The organism is Mucilaginibacter sp., from assembly GCF_965200995.1.
Lineage (GTDB): Bacteria > Bacteroidota > Bacteroidia > Sphingobacteriales > Sphingobacteriaceae > Mucilaginibacter.
Window position 1 is genome coordinate 2,447,981 of sequence record NZ_OZ241743.1, and the last position, 18,369, is coordinate 2,466,349.

Below are 18,369 nucleotides of genomic sequence, written 5' to 3' on the forward strand. Positions count from 1 at the left end.
AGTGATGCAATAATTTATGATACCTGTGCGCATGCCTCCGGGCAAACGCTGTCCACTGTTGTTTGAGTGATTACTTCGCCATTCTCCAGTGGTGTGTGGTTATGTATGCCGTTGATTGGTGTGTAGCAAAATAATTTTGGAGGGTGACTGGTTAAGTATTTAATATTATTTAATTATGAAACAATAACATCGGTGTTGTGCTTGTATCTAATATAGCTATTTAGTGCTGATAACTTTATAAATCCTTTGTTTGAGTATTCTCGGCAAATGATATATTGAGCTTGCCGCACTGCAAAGTAAAATGTAAACTACACTATACAGCTAACCTGGTTGATGTTTTTTGTAATATATACCTGGTAAGCCCTGTTCATAACCGCCGGATAACGAAATTTTTTATGGTTATCCAACCCTTATTGGGGCAATGTAGAAAGCCAGGTTTGCTGCACAAAGTTACATTGCAGAAACACTAAGCAGGTAGCGATAGGAATACAGCAATGTTAATTTTATTAATACGATGATCTTAACTTGCTGGAAGCCAGCATCTGCAAACTTGAACAATAAATGCACATTGAATAACATATATCATCATGAGTAAAGAAAAAAAATCGACCAAAGAGGCTAAAAAAGCGCCTTCAACAGAGTCAAAAAAGAAAACGTCGGCTTATCAGAACGACAAAGGTTCGTCATCATCTCTGGATTCATCGGTTGGTAAGAAATCCAAATAAGATGAAGGATTACACCACCGACCAGCAAAGCCGTATTTATTTATATGATTTAGTAAATACGGCTCAGGAACATGGTTTTAAGGCAGATGACCACTGGGAAATCAGTTTAGTGGCTGATCAACAAAAAGCCGAAATACAACGCCAGTATTACCCGGCCATTGTTACCCGCATGTTGCCCGAAACTATTTTAGACGTGTTTTATTCCATCAAATTGAAGCTTAATCAGCACTTGAGCAAAATGGAAGAGGAAATGGATATTCGTAGTGTTATAAAAGCTGATCTAAGGTTTCTGGTAGCGTACAATCTTAAACGCCCCCGCACATAGTTAGTATTATTTACAGCAGTAGGCTTAGCTTACAGGCAGCAAATGCGGCTTATAAGTATTGGTATGCACTTCAGCCTTTAGTTCATGTAAAATGTTATACAGTCCAAAATTAGTGCGGTTAACGTAAATAAAATGCTTTACGCCACGGGCCTGCTTAAATTCGGGCATTTTTGCAATTTGTTCGCCAAACTGGTACAAACCGTCAAAAAACTCACTTTGGCCGAAATCAAACGTACTGCTCATATATGGGCGGGCAAACAGGCCGATCATCTGTTTGTACATGCTGTAATAAAATTCTACCTGTTGGGGCGTGTCATTAGGTAATATCATTTCCAGCTGGCGGAAAGCTTTTATCGTTTCTTCCTTATCTTCCAGCATATTGGTAGAGGTAAGTGAAAAGAAGGGATAATAAAAGTCTTCGGGCATTTCTTTAATGCAGCCAAAGTCAATGGCGCCCAACTTGTCATCAGGGGTAATCATGAAGTTGCCGGGGTGTGGGTCTGCATGTACGGCGCGCAGTTCGTGCTGTTGAAAATTATAAAAGTCCCACAGGGCCTGACCTATCTTGTTGCGCAGTTCCTGTGATGGGTTAGTGGCTAAAAACTCTTTCAGGTGCTTTCCTTCAATCCAGCTCATGGTGATAATGCGCTTGCTGGATAACTCCGGATAATAAGTAGGGAATACCACGTTGTTGAGTACGGAACAGGCATTAGAAAATTCTACCGAACGGCGCACTTCCAGTTCATAATCCGTTTCTTCCAGCAGGCGTTCTTCAACCTCACGCATATATACATCCAATTCCTTCGCACTCATGCCCAGTAAGCGGAAAGCGAAAGGCTTTACCAGCTTCAGGTCAGATGATATAGAATCGCCCACACCCGGGTACTGTATCTTCACCGCCAGTTTCTGTCCCTTCAGTTCGGCCTGATGTACCTGGCCTATAGAAGCAGCATTGGTAGATTTAACGTTAAACTTATCATAGATCTGCTCCGGTGATTTGCCAAAGTATTTCTTAAAGGTTTGTACAATGAGCGGCCCCGAAAGCGGTGGCGCGTTGTATTGTGATTGCGAAAACTTATCCACATAAGCTGCGGGCAGCAGATTTTTATCCATGCTCAGCATCTGAGCCACTTTCAGGGCGCTGCCTTTCAATTCACTTAATGATTGATAGATGTCAGTCGCATTGTCTTCATTCAGTTCACTTTTGTCTAATTCAGGATTAAACAGCTTTTTAGAATAGTGCTTAATGTAGTTGCCGCCTATCTGAAAACCGGTTTTCACAAACTTAGCCGAGCGCTCTACTTTGCTGGTGGGTATGCTGCTTTGCTCTTTGTTCTGATCGTTCATTATAAAAAAATGTCGTTGGGAAGGCCGGATCTGTATTGCAGATGGCCTTATATACCTAATTGGTTAAATTGGATAAGGGGGCAGGCGGTTTATAAAGCAGGTAGAAAAAAAAAAGTGCAAGCCTTGAATCATTTCGACCGTAGGGAGAAAACTTCTTCAGGCAACTCGTCTGCGGTAGAGGATTTCTCCCTACAGTCGAAATGACTGCACTGATTTAATTATTGATAAAAAGCTACCAGCGGCGCTGATGTAACTTGTCCTTCAACCCGCCATTCTTGAACAGAAACTTGCCATAATCAATCAGGTTGTCTACTGCCGAACGCTGAAATAAATCAAACGTAAGGTTCACACCCTTTTCAATAGCCTCATCAGTTTTTTCAAACCCGGCAGAATTATCACCTGCCCAAAAGTTAAGTACAAAGCCAAACTGCAGCCAAAAGGCATCTTTATACTTGCTTGTAAAAAAGCGGCGGTCTTCCAGTTCGTTACTTTCCAATCCCTGGCGGATAATGTCTTCGGCAAAGTTTTCTACCTGTACTTTAAGTTGTTCCAGCACACGTGGCGTACCCATAGTGCGCTGGTGCTTTTTCAGGCTGTAAATGGCAAAGCTGCGGCTGCCTTTCAGTAACTCAAAAAAGCTGTAAAAGAAAGACAATGCCTTTTCGCGGGCTGAATATTGTGGCCAAACTTCCTGGGTTTTAATTTCGGTGATGGTCTTCTTCGCCAGGTCAGCCCAAACGCTTTGTTCAACTGCCTCAAACGAACCAAAGAAACGATAAAATTCCTCCTCGGTCATCTCATTGTTCTTGGCAAACAGGTATACCGATTTAGGCTCATGCCCTTCGGTAAGTACGTAATCAATATAGGCGGATTGTATGCTTTCGGTAGTAGCCATAATATTGGGTTTGATGTAAATATACGATTATACCGTGCAGCAAAAGTCATGCAGAAGTAAACAGCTTACGCTATAGAGATGCATCTTACTCAGGCTTAATCAGGCGGGCTACAAATATGGTATCGGCCTTATGTTCGTAGCCTTTTAATACCTGCATCTGCTCAGTTTTTAGTCCCAGTTCGGTGGTTAAAAAGGCAACGGCATCTTCGTTCTCGGCTTTAAATGCTGAACAGGTAATGTAGATGAGCGGCTTGCCGGGCTTTAAGTACTTTACTACATTACGAGTGATGTTTTGCTGCAGCCGCTGAAAAAATTGTATACGGTGCGGCTCAAACTGACTGATCAGCTCCGGTGTGCGCCCCCAGGTGCCGGAGCCTGTGCAGGGCGCATCTAAAATGATACCGTCGAATGCATAATCATGCATTATAAAGTCGGGGTTCTGGGTAAGGTCTAAAAGTTTTTTCTGATAGCGGTTCAATCCCGCTTCGCGAAAACGTTCATCCAGGTTGGCTAAGATAGATTCGCGTATATCAGATACTACCAGTTTGAGGTCAGGCTCTTGCTCGTGCAGCAGTAGGGATTTACCGCCTGATGCCGCACAGGCATCCCACCAGTTTTCCCACTGCTGCGGTTTAAAGTACCGGGCGGTTTGCTGTGAGGAATAATCCTGCACCTCGTACCAGTGCTGGTTTTTAAACAAAGTTTCCAGCCGTGTGCCATTGGGCAGCGACAGGCAGTTCTGCCCTTCATCTTTGAATAGAATATCAGCCTGTTTCAGTACCGCCTTTACCTGCTGCTCGTAGCCCTTACGCATACGGATAAACAGATCGGGCTGCTGAAAGAAAGATTTTAGGAACGCTTTGGTATCAATTTCCGGCGATAGCTGCCCGATGAGCGGGTAAACGTCAGTAAGTTTGAAATCAGGGTAAACCGATTTGATCACGGCCACCTTTTCATCCACCGTGTAGTGCATATAAGCCATCCAATCGGGCTTAAAGTGCTGCAAAAAGGAATTGGTTTGCGTGTTGCATAAAAACTCGGCTACCATCAGGCGGTCTTCGGGAAGATGCTTTGATAATGCTCGACCTATGCGGGAATAATTGTAGATGAGCCGGCTGGCTACCCGCCGGTCGGTTGAGCCCATCTGCTTGTTCTGGCGAAAGAAGCCGGGCAAAAACTTACTCAGCTGGGTATCGCCCGGAAATTCACTCAGCAGGCGCTGGAAAGTTTTTAACTGGTTAAGGGCTTTCATTCTACCTGTTTCAACTCAAAATTAATGTATTTTAGTACATTCACGTGGGTATTTACCCAACCCTGGCCCGGCTTTTTTACAAATTCGAAGCTGTTGTGCAGACCGGTAAATGCTTCATGGTTTAAGTTAGTTAGTCCATTGTCGTTTTCGGCCAACACCCTGCCGAAATACAAGCCTTCATCAAAACCCTTAAAGGCATATTCAGTAGGGTCATGATGGTAGGTGTTACGATAGGTGCGGATAAAAGTTATGGCCTCGTCCGACCGGTAATCAATGCGGTCGGCACTGGTAATGTGGGTTTTGAGGTGCTGCAACAGGTCAGCCTTTAAAAAGGCGTACTTTATCCAGTTGGGGTGCCCGAACAGTACTACCGGGTAGCGCTGGGTAAGCGTATCCAGTGAGCGCAATGTAACCATCAGGAATGCCTGGTTGGTAGAAGGCACCACAAAATAGTTTTCACTGGTGCGCGATAGCTGCGGCAGCAAAGCCGTTAAACTGCCGCGCACTACGCCGAAATCAATTACCTTAACTTTTTTGCGCCCTAAGCTGTCAATCATGCGTTTCAGGGGCAGGATGTATTTATTGTCATCCGTATAGCCCGAGCGCAGAATGAATATCTTTTTAGCGCCTAAGCTGCGGGTAAGGTAGCTGGCCGTAGCACGGGCATGATATTCAAGCGGCGGGGCTACGGTAATTAAGCCATTATTATGATATATAGCAGGCGAGGTAGGGGCCAGCGGCGATACTATGGGCTTATTTTGCATGGCCGGCAGGGTAGCAAAGGTTTTTACTACATCCGGAAATACCGGGCCTACAATGAGGTTGCTGTTTTGTATGGTGGTATTTACGCCAAGTGCGCGGGCCTGTAAAGGTTCGTCTTTGCTGTCGTATATCCGCAGTTTGTAGTTGTAGCCTTCACGGGTAAGTGAATCCAGGCCTAATTTAAAGCCTTGATAATAATCGATAGACAAATTGGCCATGCGCTGCTGCGCCTTGCTTAGCCCCCGTGCCGACGACAGGTGATCTAACCCGAAAGGCAGCAGTAGTGCAATAGAAGATGACTTAGCTTCAATCTTTTTTCTCGGTGTTTTTACCGAAGTTTTAGGCGCAGCTTCAGTAGTTGACACCGGCGGTGCCTGCCGCGTTTGCGGCCGCGAAGGTACCGGGCTGGTTTTGGGCGAGCAGGCTGCTACCGCCAATAGCAGGCACAGCCCGGCCAGCCACCTATTCCCACTCAATAGTAGCCGGCGGTTTTGAACTGATATCGTATACCACGCGGTTGATGCCTTTAACATTGTTGATGATTTCGTTTGATATTTTAGCCAGCAGGTCATACGGCAGGTGGCACCAGTCGGCTGTCATGCCATCCAGTGATTCTACAGCACGCAGGCAAATCACGTTTTCATACGTTCGCTCATCACCCATTACACCTACCGATTGTACCGGCAGGTAAATAGCGCCTGCCTGCCAAACCTTATCGTAAACACCGGCACTGCGTAAATTGTTGATGTAAATTGCATCGGCCTGTTGTAATACGGCCACCTTCTCGGGTGTTACGTCGCCCAAAATGCGGATAGCCAAACCAGGGCCGGGGAAGGGGTGTCGGCCCAGGATGGCCGCATCAATGCCCAAAGCTTTACCCACTTTACGTACTTCATCTTTAAACAAAGTATTTAGGGGTTCCACCACTTTCAACTTCATAAAATCGGGTAGGCCGCCTACATTGTGGTGCGATTTGATGGTGGCTGAAGGCCCTTTTACCGATACGGATTCAATCACGTCCGGGTAAATAGTACCCTGGCCCAGCCACTTTACCTCCTGCACTCGGTGGGCTTCATCATCAAATACCTCGATGAATACGCGCCCAATGGCCTTGCGTTTTTTTTCCGGGTCAGACAAGCCGCTTAATGCATCATAAAAAAGCTGTTTGGCATCTACGCCCTTTACGTTAAGGCCCATGTGCTGGTACGATTCCAGTACCGATTCAAATTCATCCTTGCGCAGCAGGCCGTTATCTACAAAAATGCAGTACAGGTTTTTGCCGATGGCCTGGTGCAGTAATACGGCCGCTACCGATGAATCCACACCGCCCGAAAGGCCTAATACCACTTTATCGTTGCCTAACTTTTCTTTTAGTTCAGATACGGTGGTTTCAATAAAGGAGTCGGGTGTCCAGTCTTGTGCGCAGCCGCAGATGTCTACCAAAAAGTTTTGCAGCAGCTGCTTGCCGTCAATACTATGGGTTACTTCCGGGTGAAACTGGATGCCGTAGGTTTGGGTGCCTTTTACCTGGTAGGCAGCCACCTTTACGGTATCGGTGCTGGCAATTATCTCAAACTCACCGGCTACGCTGGCAATAGTGTCGCCGTGCGACATCCATACCTGCGAAAATGCGGGAATATCTTTCAGCAGGGCATTATGCTCATTGATATAATGCAGGTTGGCGCGGCCATACTCGCGAGTGCTGGAGGGCAGTACCTCGCCGCCGTTGTGCTGCGCCATGTATTGCGCCCCGTAGCAAACGCCCAGTACAGGCATATGGCCGTGGTAACTGGTAAGGTCTACCTGCGGCGCATCGGCCTGGCGTACGGAGTATGGACTGCCGGACAAAATCAAGCCTTTTACACTGCTGTCTACTTCGGGAAAATGGTTGAAGGGGTGGATTTCGCAATAGATATTGAGCTCCCGCACCCGGCGGGCAATCAGTTGGGTAAACTGCGAGCCGAAATCAAGAATGAGGATTTTTTCTTGCATGGGCGAAGATAGCCATTTGCCGGGGATTTGAAATTGTAAAGTTGAAAGTCGAAAATCAAGGAGTTGGGTGGAGAGATACCGGGTATAACTTGCGCTATTTCGGAACTACAGGTGCTGGTATGGTGCGATTCAGGGAAAGCTAAGCAGCGGTTTAAAAGCTATTAAAGTTCATAAAAGGCGATAAAAAGCAATAAAAGTGTTTTTTTTGGCAGTGGGCCTTACTCATGTACTGCCGACAACCATGGCAACAAACAGGTTAGTCATTAAAAATTCAGGTGTTCACGTTCACGGTGGTGTGAACACCCGTGAACACCCGTGAACGCTGACAGGTTGGTGTCAGTACCAATGGGCTGGGATTCGTTGGTAACAGCGGTTAGGCGTTGCCTCATCGTTGTCTTGCTAAAAATCCCGGCTTCGTTGATTACCATATGTGAAAGGTGTGCGCATTTACTGTTAGGCACCAGGTGTTAAACCTTGATATCAAGACGTACCAGCAGCAAACTAAAATAGCAGTTACGCCTTTAACTACTATATGCCAACCCAACAGCAAATGACCAGTACGAACAACAAGCGGCCGGCCGGGCTTAGCCTGTGGCTGATGATTGCCTTTTCAGGGCTGTTATCATCCTGTATTTTTAGATGGGATTTTCAAAAACAGGATGCAGCCGGGGAAATGCCTTACAAAAATGAACGTGCGCTTACGGGTAAGATGCTTTACGCAAGGGGTGATTACTATTACTACAAGGCTACCCGTACCCATTACTGGCAAGGCGCTCCGGAAACTAATATGGACGAAATGGAACAGGCCGGGAATTATTACCGCAGGGCATTCACTACCGGTTACCGCCCAAAAACAGGGTACGACAGCTTGCGGCAATATTATTATACGGTAGGCGATTACAAGAAGCAAGAAGCCGGATTTACCGCTCTGCTTCAGGCTTACCCCGATAGTATAAAGTATTGGTATGACCGGGCGATTAACCGGCAGCAGCAAAAAAACTACCAGGGCGCCTTACAGGATCTGAACAAGGTGCTTAAACCCGGAAGTAACTTTAAAGAGCTGGAAGATGCGTATTTCAGGCGGGGTGCGGTAAAGTATATGCTCAACCCAAAAGATACCGCCGATGCCGAAGCTGACCGGATAGCGGCCCAAAAATTGACTAAGCCGAGTACCCCCTTGATCACCTATCATGATTATTGCAGTTTTTGGAAGTAAGGTGGAGATGCAGGATGCATTAACCATCAGGTTATACAAAAGCCTTCCCGCTTGTGGCAGTTGAGGACTATAATTGCTGTGGTTTGTGGTGTAGCGATATGTTCTCCGCTTACGTATCATTAGCAAGGCTATTCTTCCACCCCGAATAAACCTTGTGGTTAAAATGTGGTCATAAACAAAACATCAATCTGCATGAAACATCAATTCTATGCCTTTCTATTTTCAACTGCTATGGTTGCCGCAGGCTGCCACACGCAAAAGGCGCTCACACAAACGGTACGTATGAATGAATATACCATCGGGGCCGAAAAATTAGCTGTGAAAATGAGCGCAAACGTCAAGGCATTAACCAGAGATTCTGTTCCGCTGACTTTTACGGTAACCAACAATACCAACAAGCCGCTGAAATTCTGTAAATGGGAAAGCCCGTTCGAGCCACGGTTGGGGAAGTATTTTGACATTATGGATGCGAAGGGGAATGAGGCTGCGTTCAGGGGGGCAATGGCGCGCCGGATGATGCCGCCACCCGCGGACGCCTATATGGAAGTAGCCGCCCACAAAAGTGTGAGCACGGTAATTAATCTGGCCGCTAATTATACTTTGGAACCGGGCAAGTATACCGTTAAATATACCGGTGGCGGTATAAGTGGATTACCAGCGGGGGAAACGATAGAACTCCGGGTTAAAAATTAGCGGTTATTAAAAAATAGTCAGCAGGTAATTCATCTGGTATACGTTGCCTGCGCCCGTTTGTAACCTTTCTCACTTGCGCTCGTTTGCAACGCCTTTGCGCCAGGTAACGTGCGTTGCAAACGCTTAACAGCGGCCACGCTCGTTACAAACGAGCGTGAGTGAGAGCGTAAATGCAGGTAATGTTTGGGCAAGCTGAAAGCTTGCTGCATGGTGGGTCTAAGTTGCGCTGCGCTAAACTTAGACCAGTGTTGGGGCGAAGTCAAACTAAAGTTTTTAATTATGTAACTGAGCCGTATCGAACTAATGTGTTGAGCGGATTTTATAAATAATTATGACAACAAATACGAAGTGCACCATTATAGAAGTCTGGACAATAATGTCTCTATTGCTGATTTGTATGACATCCTGTCTAAATAAAAACGCAGGGATACCAACCACTTTATCCAAGTCATGTCATTACCTGACCTTAAATTGTGAAAAATTAATAATAGTTGATACAATAGCTAGTACGGGTGATCATTTGGACTATCCTTATTTGAAATTATCTCTAACTATAACTAATAATACATCTAAGAAAATACTTTATACCTGTAAATCTTCAGCAAGAGATTCAAGCTTCAGATCTTCCATGTTGGTGATGTCAAGGCAAGACGCGCCAAGTTTATTTTACATTGATGCTTATGACATAGAATTTATTTCTCCTCATAGTAAAGTTCAAGTTACGGGGATCATAAACGCTGCATTATGTAGCAAAATATTGCACCATCCAGTATTACGCCACACTAAAATTACCATGTTCGAAGCCCGTAAATTATATATGTATTTACGAAAAGCGACTTTAATTTATCAAAGTTATCCTGATGATTTAACCAAATATAAACAAATGTTTGATAGTACTCTATACATGCCGAGTGATACAGTTTTATCTTCGTTGGCGAAGGTAAGGATGTATCGACGTGGAAAAGAGCTCAGGTTTTGATTGCATCAGTTATGACTTCAACGGTAACATTATAACACTGGTCTAAGTTTAGCGCAGCGTAACTTAGACCTAAAATGCTGCAAGCTTCCAGCTTGCCCTAAAATGCAGTAAGCTTTCAGCTTACCCGTTCACTAAAATCACAGGCAACAAACCCGCCTGCTCCGTATAATAATCCTTCGCGCTGCTGTACAGGTAATCGGGCGGAAAATCTACTGCGCCTGATACCACCGGGTTTTGATGCAGATAGTTCAGCCTTTGCTGCAGCATCTGCGGGGTAGCCAATTCTACCGGGTGGTTGTTTTGCTGCCAAAACTGGTACTGCTCGTTGTTCGGGTTGCGCCGGCCCGCCCGCTCAAACATCCATAGCATCCATTGGCGGCGGCTTTCCTGCTGATTTTCGGCAATGGCTTTCAGCAGGGCTTTTGAGGTGTGCCGCTTCAGATCGCGGATGATTTCCGACAAGTTGCCTTCGGCCGAGCTGATGATCAGGTGCACATGGCTCGACATGATGCACCAGGCATACAGTTCCAAGCCTTTATTCGCAATACAGTAACGCAGGCTATCCACTACAATTTCGCAGTAGAGGCGCCGTACAAATACATCTATCCAGTTCACCGTGGCAAAGCTGACGAAGTACAGTTCATCGTGTTTGCGGAAAGCGTATTTGTGGCCCATAGGGGTAAAGGTAGGTAATGTTTGGGCAAGCTGGAAGCTTGCAGCATGGTGGGGTAGGTTATAGTAAGCTGGAAGCTTACTGCATTTTAGGTCTAAGTTACGCTGCGCTAAACTTAGACCAGAGTTGAGTGCACAGGAGTGCTGGGTTTATACTAAGGTTTAAGTCGCCCTGTGGAAGACTTAAACCGGTAAGGGGAGGCCACGCTCGTTACAAACGAGCGTGAGTGAGAGTGTAAATGCAGGTAATGTTTGGGCAAGCTGAAAGCTTGCTGCATGGTGGGTCTAAGTTGCGCTGCGCTAAACTTAGACCAGTGTTGAAGCTACATAAAAAATTATTGTATTAAAATTAAAGACTGCCCACAGGTTAGAATATATATTTCCAAGGCGGTGTTTTATTGAAACGAATTTTCTGCCCTTTTCGGTCAATAAACCATTGCGGATTTTTAGAACTTATTAAGTCATATAAAGCGTCAGCATAAACGTTGCCACCAAAAGGGCAACTGCCCTCAACTGTCTTCACAACGATGCGGTTGTGGCTACGAACAAAACTCAGTTTGCAGCCGCCTCCAAGCTCTTTATATATATACGTAAAGTGGTTTTTAACAGCGGTTGCCGCCATTTCTCCATAAAATGCACCAGAATTATAGCTTGGCGCGCCCCGGTTAAGTTCCATATAAAAATAAGTTTTATGGTGACGGACATCATTATAAATCTGCAATATTTTAAATGCATCTTTGCCGTAATCAGCCTTGTAAGTGCCTTGAAGTGTAGGTGGTTTAATGCTTTTGGCATTCAACAGAACAATAAGTAGAAGTTTATAATAAAGCATTTAGAAGTGAATATTTTTTTGCCATCCAATTTATTTACAACACTGGTCTAAGTTTAGCGCAGCGTAACTTAGACCTAAAATGCTGCAAGCTTCCAGCTTGCTCAAACAATATACTGTTTATCAGTTATATGCACAACCTTCCCTGGTTTTTAATCCTTTTTTTTCAATCGCACTACACGTACATATTATATTTTTTTTAATGATGCTCCATTACATAATTCTTGCATCTTCTTCATAAATTGAGTTAAACTAACTGATTGAGGTTTTAATTTCTCATCAGAGTAATCTATGTTGATGTCGACAATAAAATAATTTGTAATGTCATCGTTAACTTTATGATTACTTATAGGATGTTGAACGATAAATATTACGTCTCTACATATCAAATAAGCCTCAATTTTTTCATCCACGACTGTGAACATATAATCTTCTGAATCCTTATAAGCCAAAACGATATTGTCGTCACTATCAAAAGTTGTTAAATAAAAGTGGTTGTTCAAACGCTTATTATAAGTACAACTAAAAAAAAGCATACATAATAAGCTGACAGCTACAAGTTGAAATTGTATATATTTAATCATTTAAATCTATCTATTCTATTAAACTCTATAGGCTCTTTGATAATATAAGTTTGAATCATGTTGCCACCTGGTTTGAAAGTTGACCTATGGTAATCAGGAATAATACCATAAAATAAAGATTTGATACTAGTTGTGTTTGTTATGGTAATCGTTAAGGTTGAACCATCACTACTAATATCTGGCCTAAAACTTCCAGTAAATTGTTCAATAGGATCAATTCCTGCTTTGACCCTCATACTGGTCTAAGTTTAGCGTAGCGTAACTTAGACCTAAAATGCTGCAAGCTTACAGCTTGCAGCATATATTATATTTTCTCACTGCTGCCTGAAACTCACCCCAACAAACGCCAGCGCATCAATAATGCCGGTTCGCCAGTAGGTCCAGTTGTGGGCGCCGTCGCGGATGCGGAACTCGTGGGGCACGTGCTTTTCCATCAGGGCAATGTGCAGCAGCGAGTTGCCTTTGCTCAGGGCATCATCGTCGCCGCAGTCAATCCAGTAGCGCACGGCGCCCAACTGCTCGGGTGTTTTGTTTTGCAGCAGGCTGAGCACCGAGTTTTTGTACCAGGCATCGTTCAGGCGGTCTTTACCCTTCAGGCCACGGCCATAAAGCTGGCCGAACACCTTTTCATAGCGGTCGTCGGCGGTGTTCACCATATCCTCATCATTGCGGATAGCCCCGCTCAGCGGTGCTGCCGCGCTGAACAGGTCGGGGTATTTCAATGCGTAGATCATGGTGCCGTAGCCGCCCATCGAGAGGCCGGCCAGCGCCCGGTACTGCTTTTGCGGTTTGGTATGGTATTGCTTGTCTATCTGCGGGATAAAGTCCTTAATGAAAAAATCCTCGTACTTGGTTTTGCCATCGAACGAATTGATGTACCAGCTGCTGCCGGCATCGGGCATCACGATGATCATGGGCGGTATGGTGCCCTCGGCAATGGCCTTGTCGGCCAGGCGGTCAATGTTTCCGAATTGTGTCCAGCCCGTATGGTCGTCGCCATAGCCGTGCAGCAGGTACACCACCGGGTAGGTGCGCTCATTGGTGTAATAATCGGGCGGCAGGTAAATGCTGTAATTCACATCGTGCCCCAGCGAGAGGCTGTGCGCCTTCAGGTTTTCCATCACCCGTGCCTGGGGCTGGCTTTGTTCATTGTACGAGTGCGGCGCCTGAAACGGCGAACGGGGGCGGGGCTGCGCCTGGGCCAGCAGGCTGCCGAGTAGTAGGGCGATGAAGGTAATGTTAAGTTTCATGGTTTATAGTTTGGTTGTTGCAAGATAAAAACAATGTCATTCTGAGCGGTAGCGAAGAACCTGTACACTTGGCTCTGCTGCCTTACAGGTTCTTCGCTATCGCTCAGAATGACAGGAAAGTAAAAAAAGGTAAGGGGCATTAAACTATAAAGCTAATACTTTTCCCTGTACCGGAAAAATCAGGTGGAGCTGTAAGCTGTTTTCTTCCAGCAACTGCTTTTTCAGCCGGGCAATCTTTTCTTCCGGCGGCTTTACATGGGTGATGATCACATTCAACCCTTTCAGGCTGCCCTTGCCGGTGAAGCTTTCCAGCCGGGCCATTTCCTGCATCAGCCAGCGCGGGGTAAGGTGCCCGAACAGGCTTTTATCGGGCTGTTCATCCGGAAAGGAAACCTCGATCATGATGCCTTTCAGCGTTTTGTTCTTTATTATCGGGGCAATGCTTTGCCATAGGTGCTGCAGGCGCTGGCTGTGCTCTATCTCATCGGGGCCGGTATCGCCCAAATACAACAGATAGTTTTGCTTGCTCTTTAGTACAAACGCTGTACTGGTTAAATTGCCATGACTAAGCGGATAAGCCGTGAGCTGCATTTCCGTTCCGGCCACCGGCCTGCTTACCTCCGGCTCCAGCACCTGGTATGTATACTTTTTTAGTTGCGGCGCCTCGCCCTCGTTGGCAAAGTTGCTCCAGCTTTTATTGGTGAAGTAATGGGTTTTAAAGGTGTTGATACAGTCTTCCAGCGCATAGATGTTTTTACTGCTATCCTCTGGCGAATTGATGATGAGGCCCGATAGATGGTCGAGGTGCGAGTGCGAGATGCAGTAGCCTTTGATGTATTGCCGCAGTACCCGGGTGGCGGGTACGTTGAAGGTGTGCTGCTTTATGGCCTGTTCAATACCGAAGTGCAGGGTACCGGCATCCAGGCACACATAATTTTGCGCACCTGCGGCCGCTACCATATAGGCCGACAGGTTGCTTTCATCAATGCCCCCCTTTACGCCTAAGGGCACTATGCGGAAAGCGGCAGGTTTTGGCTGCGCTGCGGCAATGTTGAGCAGCAGGCTGCCCGTAATAAAGCTGTAAAATAATCGGCGCATCAGAAATTTAATTGAGTTACCGGCGAAGATAAGCAACCTCTGCTATGCAGGGTGCAAGTTAAATGATGCAAGTTAAATTAGGATACCCGCCCTTACCTGTTTATTTTTACCGCCGGTATGAAATTTAGCCGCATTGCCGCCAAAGTAATGGTGCGCCTCGTTTTATTTTTAGTGATACTGGCGCTGATCCCTTTCTTCACCGGCGACAGCAGCGCACTAAAGCACTTATACATTATTACCGATAACAAGCTGGCGCTGGCCGCGCCAATCCTGTTGATGCTTGGCTTTATCACCCTGCTCGTGATCTGCACCCGCAACCAGTACCGCCATGCCGATCTAAACTGGGCGCTGGTAATTAACACTGTAGTACTGATTGCCTACGGCGTAATGGTATTTGTGAAGATCAGGCAGTTGGCGTATTAACGAAGTTTTTGCCTGGTGTAAATAACCCCTCCCTGCCCTCCCCGGAGAGGGAAAAATATTCAATTAATTAACTATCAATCATTTACTGCTTCACTCCTTTGATTCATAACTAAGCAGTGGGCTGGCCTGGCGGGCGGAAGCTTTTTTTCTGCCTTGATTTTTTTCTACTTTTTGATCAGGCAAAAAGTAGAGAAACGTTCATTAGAGCACTAAATACAACCAGCGAATAGCAGCACAATTATATAACGCAAACACTCAGAATTCATCTCAAACGCCTACCTTAGCCAATATCTCTAAAAAACAAATAATCATGCATTATTTACCTTCTGCCGGCCGGTATGCTGGTATGCAGTACCGCAGGTGCGGGCGCAGCGGCATACAGCTGCCGGCCGTATCACTGGGCCTGTGGCATAACTTTGGCGGCGTAGATGTGGAAGAGAACTTCCGCCAGATATTACACCTCGCCTTCGATAGCGGCATTACTCATTTTGACCTGGCCAATAATTACGGACCGCCGCCCGGTTCGGCCGAGGAAAACTTTGGCCGGCTGCTGCACCAGGATTTTAAAGGCTACCGCGATGAACTGATCATTTCAAGCAAGGCCGGCTACCGCATGTGGGACGGGCCGTATGGCGAGTGGGGTTCCAAAAAGTACCTGGTATCTAGCCTCGACCAAAGCCTGAAACGTATGCGGCTTGACTATGTGGACATTTTTTACAGCCACCGCCCCGACCCCGATACCCCGATGGAAGAAACGATGATGGCGCTGGATTTAATAGTACGCCAGGGTAAAGCCCTGTATGTGGGCATCTCCAACTACAGTGCCGAGCAGTCGGCCGAGGCCATTCATATATTAAAGCAGCTGGGCACGCCCTGCCTTATCCATCAGCCCAAATACTCTATGTTCGAGCGTTGGGTGGAAGGCGGCTTGATGGATGTACTGGAAGAAAACGGCGTGGGCTGCATCCCGTTCTCGCCGCTGGCGCAGGGGCTGCTTACCAACAAGTACCTTAATGGTATACCCGGCGATTCAAGGGCGGCCAAAACATCAGGCCATCTGCAAACCAACGAAGTAACGGATGAGCGGTTAACTCAAATCAAGGATCTGAATGAGCTGGCCACACAGCGCGGTCAAACGCTGGCACAAATGGCGCTGGCCTGGTTGTTAAAGGATGAACGCATTACTTCCGTACTGGTAGGGGCCAGCAGCGCCGCTCAACTGGCCGATTCGCTCAAGTGCCTGGATAACATTCAGTTTTCGCCTGAGGAACTGGATCGGGTGGAGGCTATTCTTCAATAACTTCATCCCAATGGAAACCATCAACTGGGGGATTATTGGCTGCGGCGATGTAACGGAAAGGAAGAGCGGCCCGGCATTTAATAAAGTGCCGGGCAGCCGCTTGGCCGCCGTAATGCGCCGCAATGCGGCCAAAGCCGAAGATTATGCCCGGCGGCACCAGGTAGCGCAATGGTATACCGATGCCGGGCAAATGATGCAGGAAGCTGATTTACAGGCTATCTACATTGCTACACCGCCCGATAGTCATCTACCCTATACACTTGATGCCCTGCAGCGCGGGCTGCACGTGTATGTAGAAAAGCCGGTTACCCGCAACGCTGATGAAGCCCGGCAAATGGCCGCCGCAGCACAAAGCGGCAAAGGCAAACTCACCGTAGCCCATTACCGCCGGGCGTTGCCCATGTTTTTATTTGTTAAAGAGCTGTTAGCCAGGAAGATAACAGGTAAAGTGCGCACCGTGCAGATACGGATGTGGCAAAGCCCAAAACCGGCGCTGGTGGCCAGGGTAGAAAGCAACTGGCGGGTACAGCCCGAACAAAGCGGTGGCGGCTACTTCCATGACCTGGCGCCTCACCAGCTGGATCTGATGCTGTTTTACTTTGGTAAACCGCTGGCTTACAATGGCTTTTCATTAAATCAGGCTGGTTTGTACCCGGCGGATGATCAGGTGTGCGGCCAGATTTTATTCGAGAACCAGGTAACGGTAAACGGCTCGTGGTGCTTTAATGTGGCCGAAAGCGAGGTAACCGATACCTGCGAAATCATCGGCAGCGAAGGTAAGATCACCTTTCCTTTCTTTGGTAACCAGGTAAGCTGGCAGGTGGGCAATGCCCGCCATCAACAGGTTTTTGAGCATCCGCCCCACATCGAGCAGCCCATGATTGAGCAGGTAGTGGCCTTTATTAACGGCGAGCGCGATAACCCCTGCAGCATCGAGGAAGCCGTAATTTTAATGGAAATTATGGATAAGTTCACCCATAAAGGTTGATATACAATCCATAAACGGCTAAAAAAGGCGATAAAAAGCTAAAAAATGCAAATTACAAAGGTGTGGATTTACAACGTGTGTAATGAGCAGCAGGTAGCGTTGCTATAAGGTGCGCAAAGTGCTCAATCCGCCGTCGATGCCCACAATCTGGCCGGTCATCCAGCTGCTGTCCTCGCTCAGCAAAAATTCGGCGGCGGCAGCCAGATCATCGGGCGTACCATACCGGCCCAGCGGGTGGCGTTTATTGGAGGCTTCGCGCTTATCCTCCGTGCTGAGCAAACTGGCGGCCAATGGCGTATTAGTCAGCGAAGGGGCAAGGGCATTCACCCGGATGCGCTGCGGGGCCAGCTCGGCAGCCAGGGCCAGGGTAAGTCCGTTAACACCGCCTTTGGCTGCGGCAATGCTGGCATGGTAACCCATTCCTACTGTTGCCGCTACCGTGCTGAACAGCACAACAGAGGCAGCACCTGCCGATCTTAATGCTTTTAAACTTTGCTGTACCACCTGTGCAGCGCCCAGGGTATTGATGCGGTAATCATTCAGAAAATCATCGGCTGTAAGGCGGTTGAAGGGTTTGAGGTTGATGCTGCCAATAGCGTAAACCACGCTATGCAGCTTTTCGGGTAACCGGGCGGAAAGCATGTTGAAATCATCCTGTAGCACATCGAACGGGATGTGGGAAATGCTGCCCTGCCATTGGTCTGACGGGCGGCGTGATAAGCAGATTACCTGCGCACCTTTAGCGGCCAGGCGGTTGGCCAAAGCCAGCCCGATGCCCGAACTGCCGCCGGCAATCAATATCGTTTTCTGATTAAAATTCATGCGGATATAGTTGCCTCAGTAACATTAGCACCCCTGGATTGTTTAAGCGGTATGCCCGCGCCCAAAAGGATATTAAAGGAAAACCTGCCGCAAAAAATATGCGCTGCCTGCCACAAGCCGTTCACCTGGCGCAAGAAGTGGGAAAAATGTTGGGATGATGTCAAATATTGCAGCGACAGGTGCAGAAGAAACAAATTATAACGATTTTTACAGGTGA

General features: G+C 46.9%; 21 protein-coding genes. 9 read left to right on the top strand and 12 right to left on the bottom strand.

Translation table 11 applies throughout. The features are described 5' to 3' along the window. The first annotated feature begins 587 nt into the window (after window positions 1-587). Complete coding sequence (locus ACY652_RS11500; protein WP_462264516.1) at window positions 588-725, top strand: hypothetical protein; 138 nt, start codon at window positions 588-590, stop codon at window positions 723-725. Window position 726: 1 nt separating this feature from the next. Continuing rightward, window positions 727-1,050: a hypothetical protein gene (locus ACY652_RS11505; protein ID WP_462264517.1), complete on the top strand. Its 324-nt coding sequence runs from the start codon at window positions 727-729 to the stop codon at window positions 1,048-1,050. A 24-nt stretch (window positions 1,051-1,074) separates the two neighbouring features. On the opposite strand, the gene ACY652_RS11510 is transcribed toward ACY652_RS11505, so the two are convergent. The 5 genes from ACY652_RS11510 to guaA all read right to left on the bottom strand — a co-directional run bounded on the left by ACY652_RS11510 (window position 1,075) and on the right by guaA (window position 7,298). Then, window positions 1,075-2,397 carry an ABC1 kinase family protein gene (locus ACY652_RS11510; protein WP_462264518.1) on the bottom strand — a complete coding sequence of 441 codons (1,323 nt, stop codon included), beginning with the start codon at window positions 2,395-2,397 and terminating at the stop codon, window positions 1,075-1,077. Between the two features lie 232 nt (window positions 2,398-2,629). Further along, entirely contained in the window at window positions 2,630-3,292 is a 663-nt protein-coding gene (locus tag ACY652_RS11515; protein WP_462264519.1) for a TetR family transcriptional regulator C-terminal domain-containing protein, read from the bottom strand. An 85-nt stretch (window positions 3,293-3,377) separates the two neighbouring features. After that, window positions 3,378-4,544 (bottom strand): RsmB/NOP family class I SAM-dependent RNA methyltransferase, encoded by a 1,167-nt coding sequence (locus tag ACY652_RS11520; protein WP_462264520.1) that lies wholly within the window; start codon window positions 4,542-4,544, stop codon window positions 3,378-3,380. Next, entirely contained in the window at window positions 4,541-5,782 is a 1,242-nt protein-coding gene (locus ACY652_RS11525; RefSeq protein WP_462264521.1) for an ABC transporter substrate-binding protein, read from the bottom strand. The genes ACY652_RS11520 and ACY652_RS11525 overlap by 4 nt, the downstream gene beginning before the upstream one ends. Continuing rightward, window positions 5,769-7,298: a glutamine-hydrolyzing GMP synthase gene (gene guaA, locus ACY652_RS11530; RefSeq protein WP_462264522.1), complete on the bottom strand. Its 1,530-nt coding sequence runs from the start codon at window positions 7,296-7,298 to the stop codon at window positions 5,769-5,771. Before guaA ends, ACY652_RS11525 begins: the two co-directional genes overlap by 14 nt. A 532-nt stretch (window positions 7,299-7,830) precedes the next feature. On the opposite strand from guaA, the gene ACY652_RS11535 reads away from it, so the two are divergent. The 3 genes from ACY652_RS11535 to ACY652_RS11545 all read left to right on the top strand — a co-directional run bounded on the left by ACY652_RS11535 (window position 7,831) and on the right by ACY652_RS11545 (window position 10,186). After that, a complete protein-coding gene (locus ACY652_RS11535; protein WP_462264523.1) occupies window positions 7,831-8,514 on the top strand; it encodes a tetratricopeptide repeat protein in 684 nt (227 codons plus the stop codon). Between the two features lie 192 nt (window positions 8,515-8,706). Further along, entirely contained in the window at window positions 8,707-9,207 is a 501-nt protein-coding gene (locus ACY652_RS11540; RefSeq protein ID WP_462264524.1) for a protease, read from the top strand. 331 nt (window positions 9,208-9,538) lie between these two features. Further along, entirely contained in the window at window positions 9,539-10,186 is a 648-nt protein-coding gene (locus ACY652_RS11545) for a hypothetical protein (protein ID WP_462264525.1), read from the top strand. Between the two features lie 120 nt (window positions 10,187-10,306). Here the strand turns inward: ACY652_RS11545 and ACY652_RS11550 are convergent, their stop codons facing one another. The 6 genes from ACY652_RS11550 to ACY652_RS11575 form a co-directional block, all read right to left on the bottom strand. After that, complete coding sequence (locus tag ACY652_RS11550) at window positions 10,307-10,861, bottom strand: REP-associated tyrosine transposase (protein WP_462264526.1); 555 nt, start codon at window positions 10,859-10,861, stop codon at window positions 10,307-10,309. Between the two features lie 364 nt (window positions 10,862-11,225). Beyond that, a complete protein-coding gene (locus ACY652_RS11555) occupies window positions 11,226-11,690 on the bottom strand; it encodes a hypothetical protein (protein WP_462264527.1) in 465 nt (154 codons plus the stop codon). A 185-nt stretch (window positions 11,691-11,875) separates the two neighbouring features. Further along, on the bottom strand, window positions 11,876-12,271 hold the full coding sequence (locus ACY652_RS11560) for a hypothetical protein (RefSeq protein ID WP_462264528.1): 396 nt from the start codon (window positions 12,269-12,271) through the stop codon (window positions 11,876-11,878). Next, window positions 12,268-12,507 carry a hypothetical protein gene (locus tag ACY652_RS11565; protein ID WP_462264529.1) on the bottom strand — a complete coding sequence of 80 codons (240 nt, stop codon included), beginning with the start codon at window positions 12,505-12,507 and terminating at the stop codon, window positions 12,268-12,270. The genes ACY652_RS11560 and ACY652_RS11565 overlap by 4 nt, the downstream gene beginning before the upstream one ends. A gap of 78 nt (window positions 12,508-12,585) precedes the next feature. Beyond that, the gene (locus tag ACY652_RS11570) at window positions 12,586-13,521 is read right to left on the bottom strand and encodes an alpha/beta hydrolase (RefSeq protein ID WP_462264530.1); all 936 of its coding nucleotides are present in this window, start codon (window positions 13,519-13,521) and stop codon (window positions 12,586-12,588) included. A 144-nt stretch (window positions 13,522-13,665) separates the two neighbouring features. Further along, a complete protein-coding gene (locus ACY652_RS11575; protein ID WP_462264531.1) occupies window positions 13,666-14,619 on the bottom strand; it encodes an MBL fold metallo-hydrolase in 954 nt (317 codons plus the stop codon). A gap of 117 nt (window positions 14,620-14,736) precedes the next feature. On the opposite strand from ACY652_RS11575, the gene ACY652_RS11580 reads away from it, so the two are divergent. The 3 genes from ACY652_RS11580 to ACY652_RS11590 all read left to right on the top strand — a co-directional run bounded on the left by ACY652_RS11580 (window position 14,737) and on the right by ACY652_RS11590 (window position 17,330). Continuing rightward, complete coding sequence (locus ACY652_RS11580; protein WP_462264532.1) at window positions 14,737-15,042, top strand: hypothetical protein; 306 nt, start codon at window positions 14,737-14,739, stop codon at window positions 15,040-15,042. A 310-nt stretch (window positions 15,043-15,352) separates the two neighbouring features. Continuing rightward, complete coding sequence (gene mgrA, locus ACY652_RS11585) at window positions 15,353-16,342, top strand: L-glyceraldehyde 3-phosphate reductase (RefSeq protein WP_462264533.1); 990 nt, start codon at window positions 15,353-15,355, stop codon at window positions 16,340-16,342. 10 nt (window positions 16,343-16,352) lie between these two features. Beyond that, entirely contained in the window at window positions 16,353-17,330 is a 978-nt protein-coding gene (locus ACY652_RS11590) for a Gfo/Idh/MocA family protein (protein ID WP_462264534.1), read from the top strand. 102 nt (window positions 17,331-17,432) lie between these two features. On the opposite strand, the gene ACY652_RS11595 is transcribed toward ACY652_RS11590, so the two are convergent. Beyond that, the gene (locus ACY652_RS11595) at window positions 17,433-18,152 is read right to left on the bottom strand and encodes an SDR family NAD(P)-dependent oxidoreductase (RefSeq protein ID WP_462264535.1); all 720 of its coding nucleotides are present in this window, start codon (window positions 18,150-18,152) and stop codon (window positions 17,433-17,435) included. A 51-nt stretch (window positions 18,153-18,203) separates the two neighbouring features. On the opposite strand from ACY652_RS11595, the gene ACY652_RS11600 reads away from it, so the two are divergent. After that, window positions 18,204-18,353 carry a DUF2256 domain-containing protein gene (locus tag ACY652_RS11600; protein ID WP_462264536.1) on the top strand — a complete coding sequence of 50 codons (150 nt, stop codon included), beginning with the start codon at window positions 18,204-18,206 and terminating at the stop codon, window positions 18,351-18,353. Window positions 18,354-18,369 lie beyond the last annotated feature (16 nt).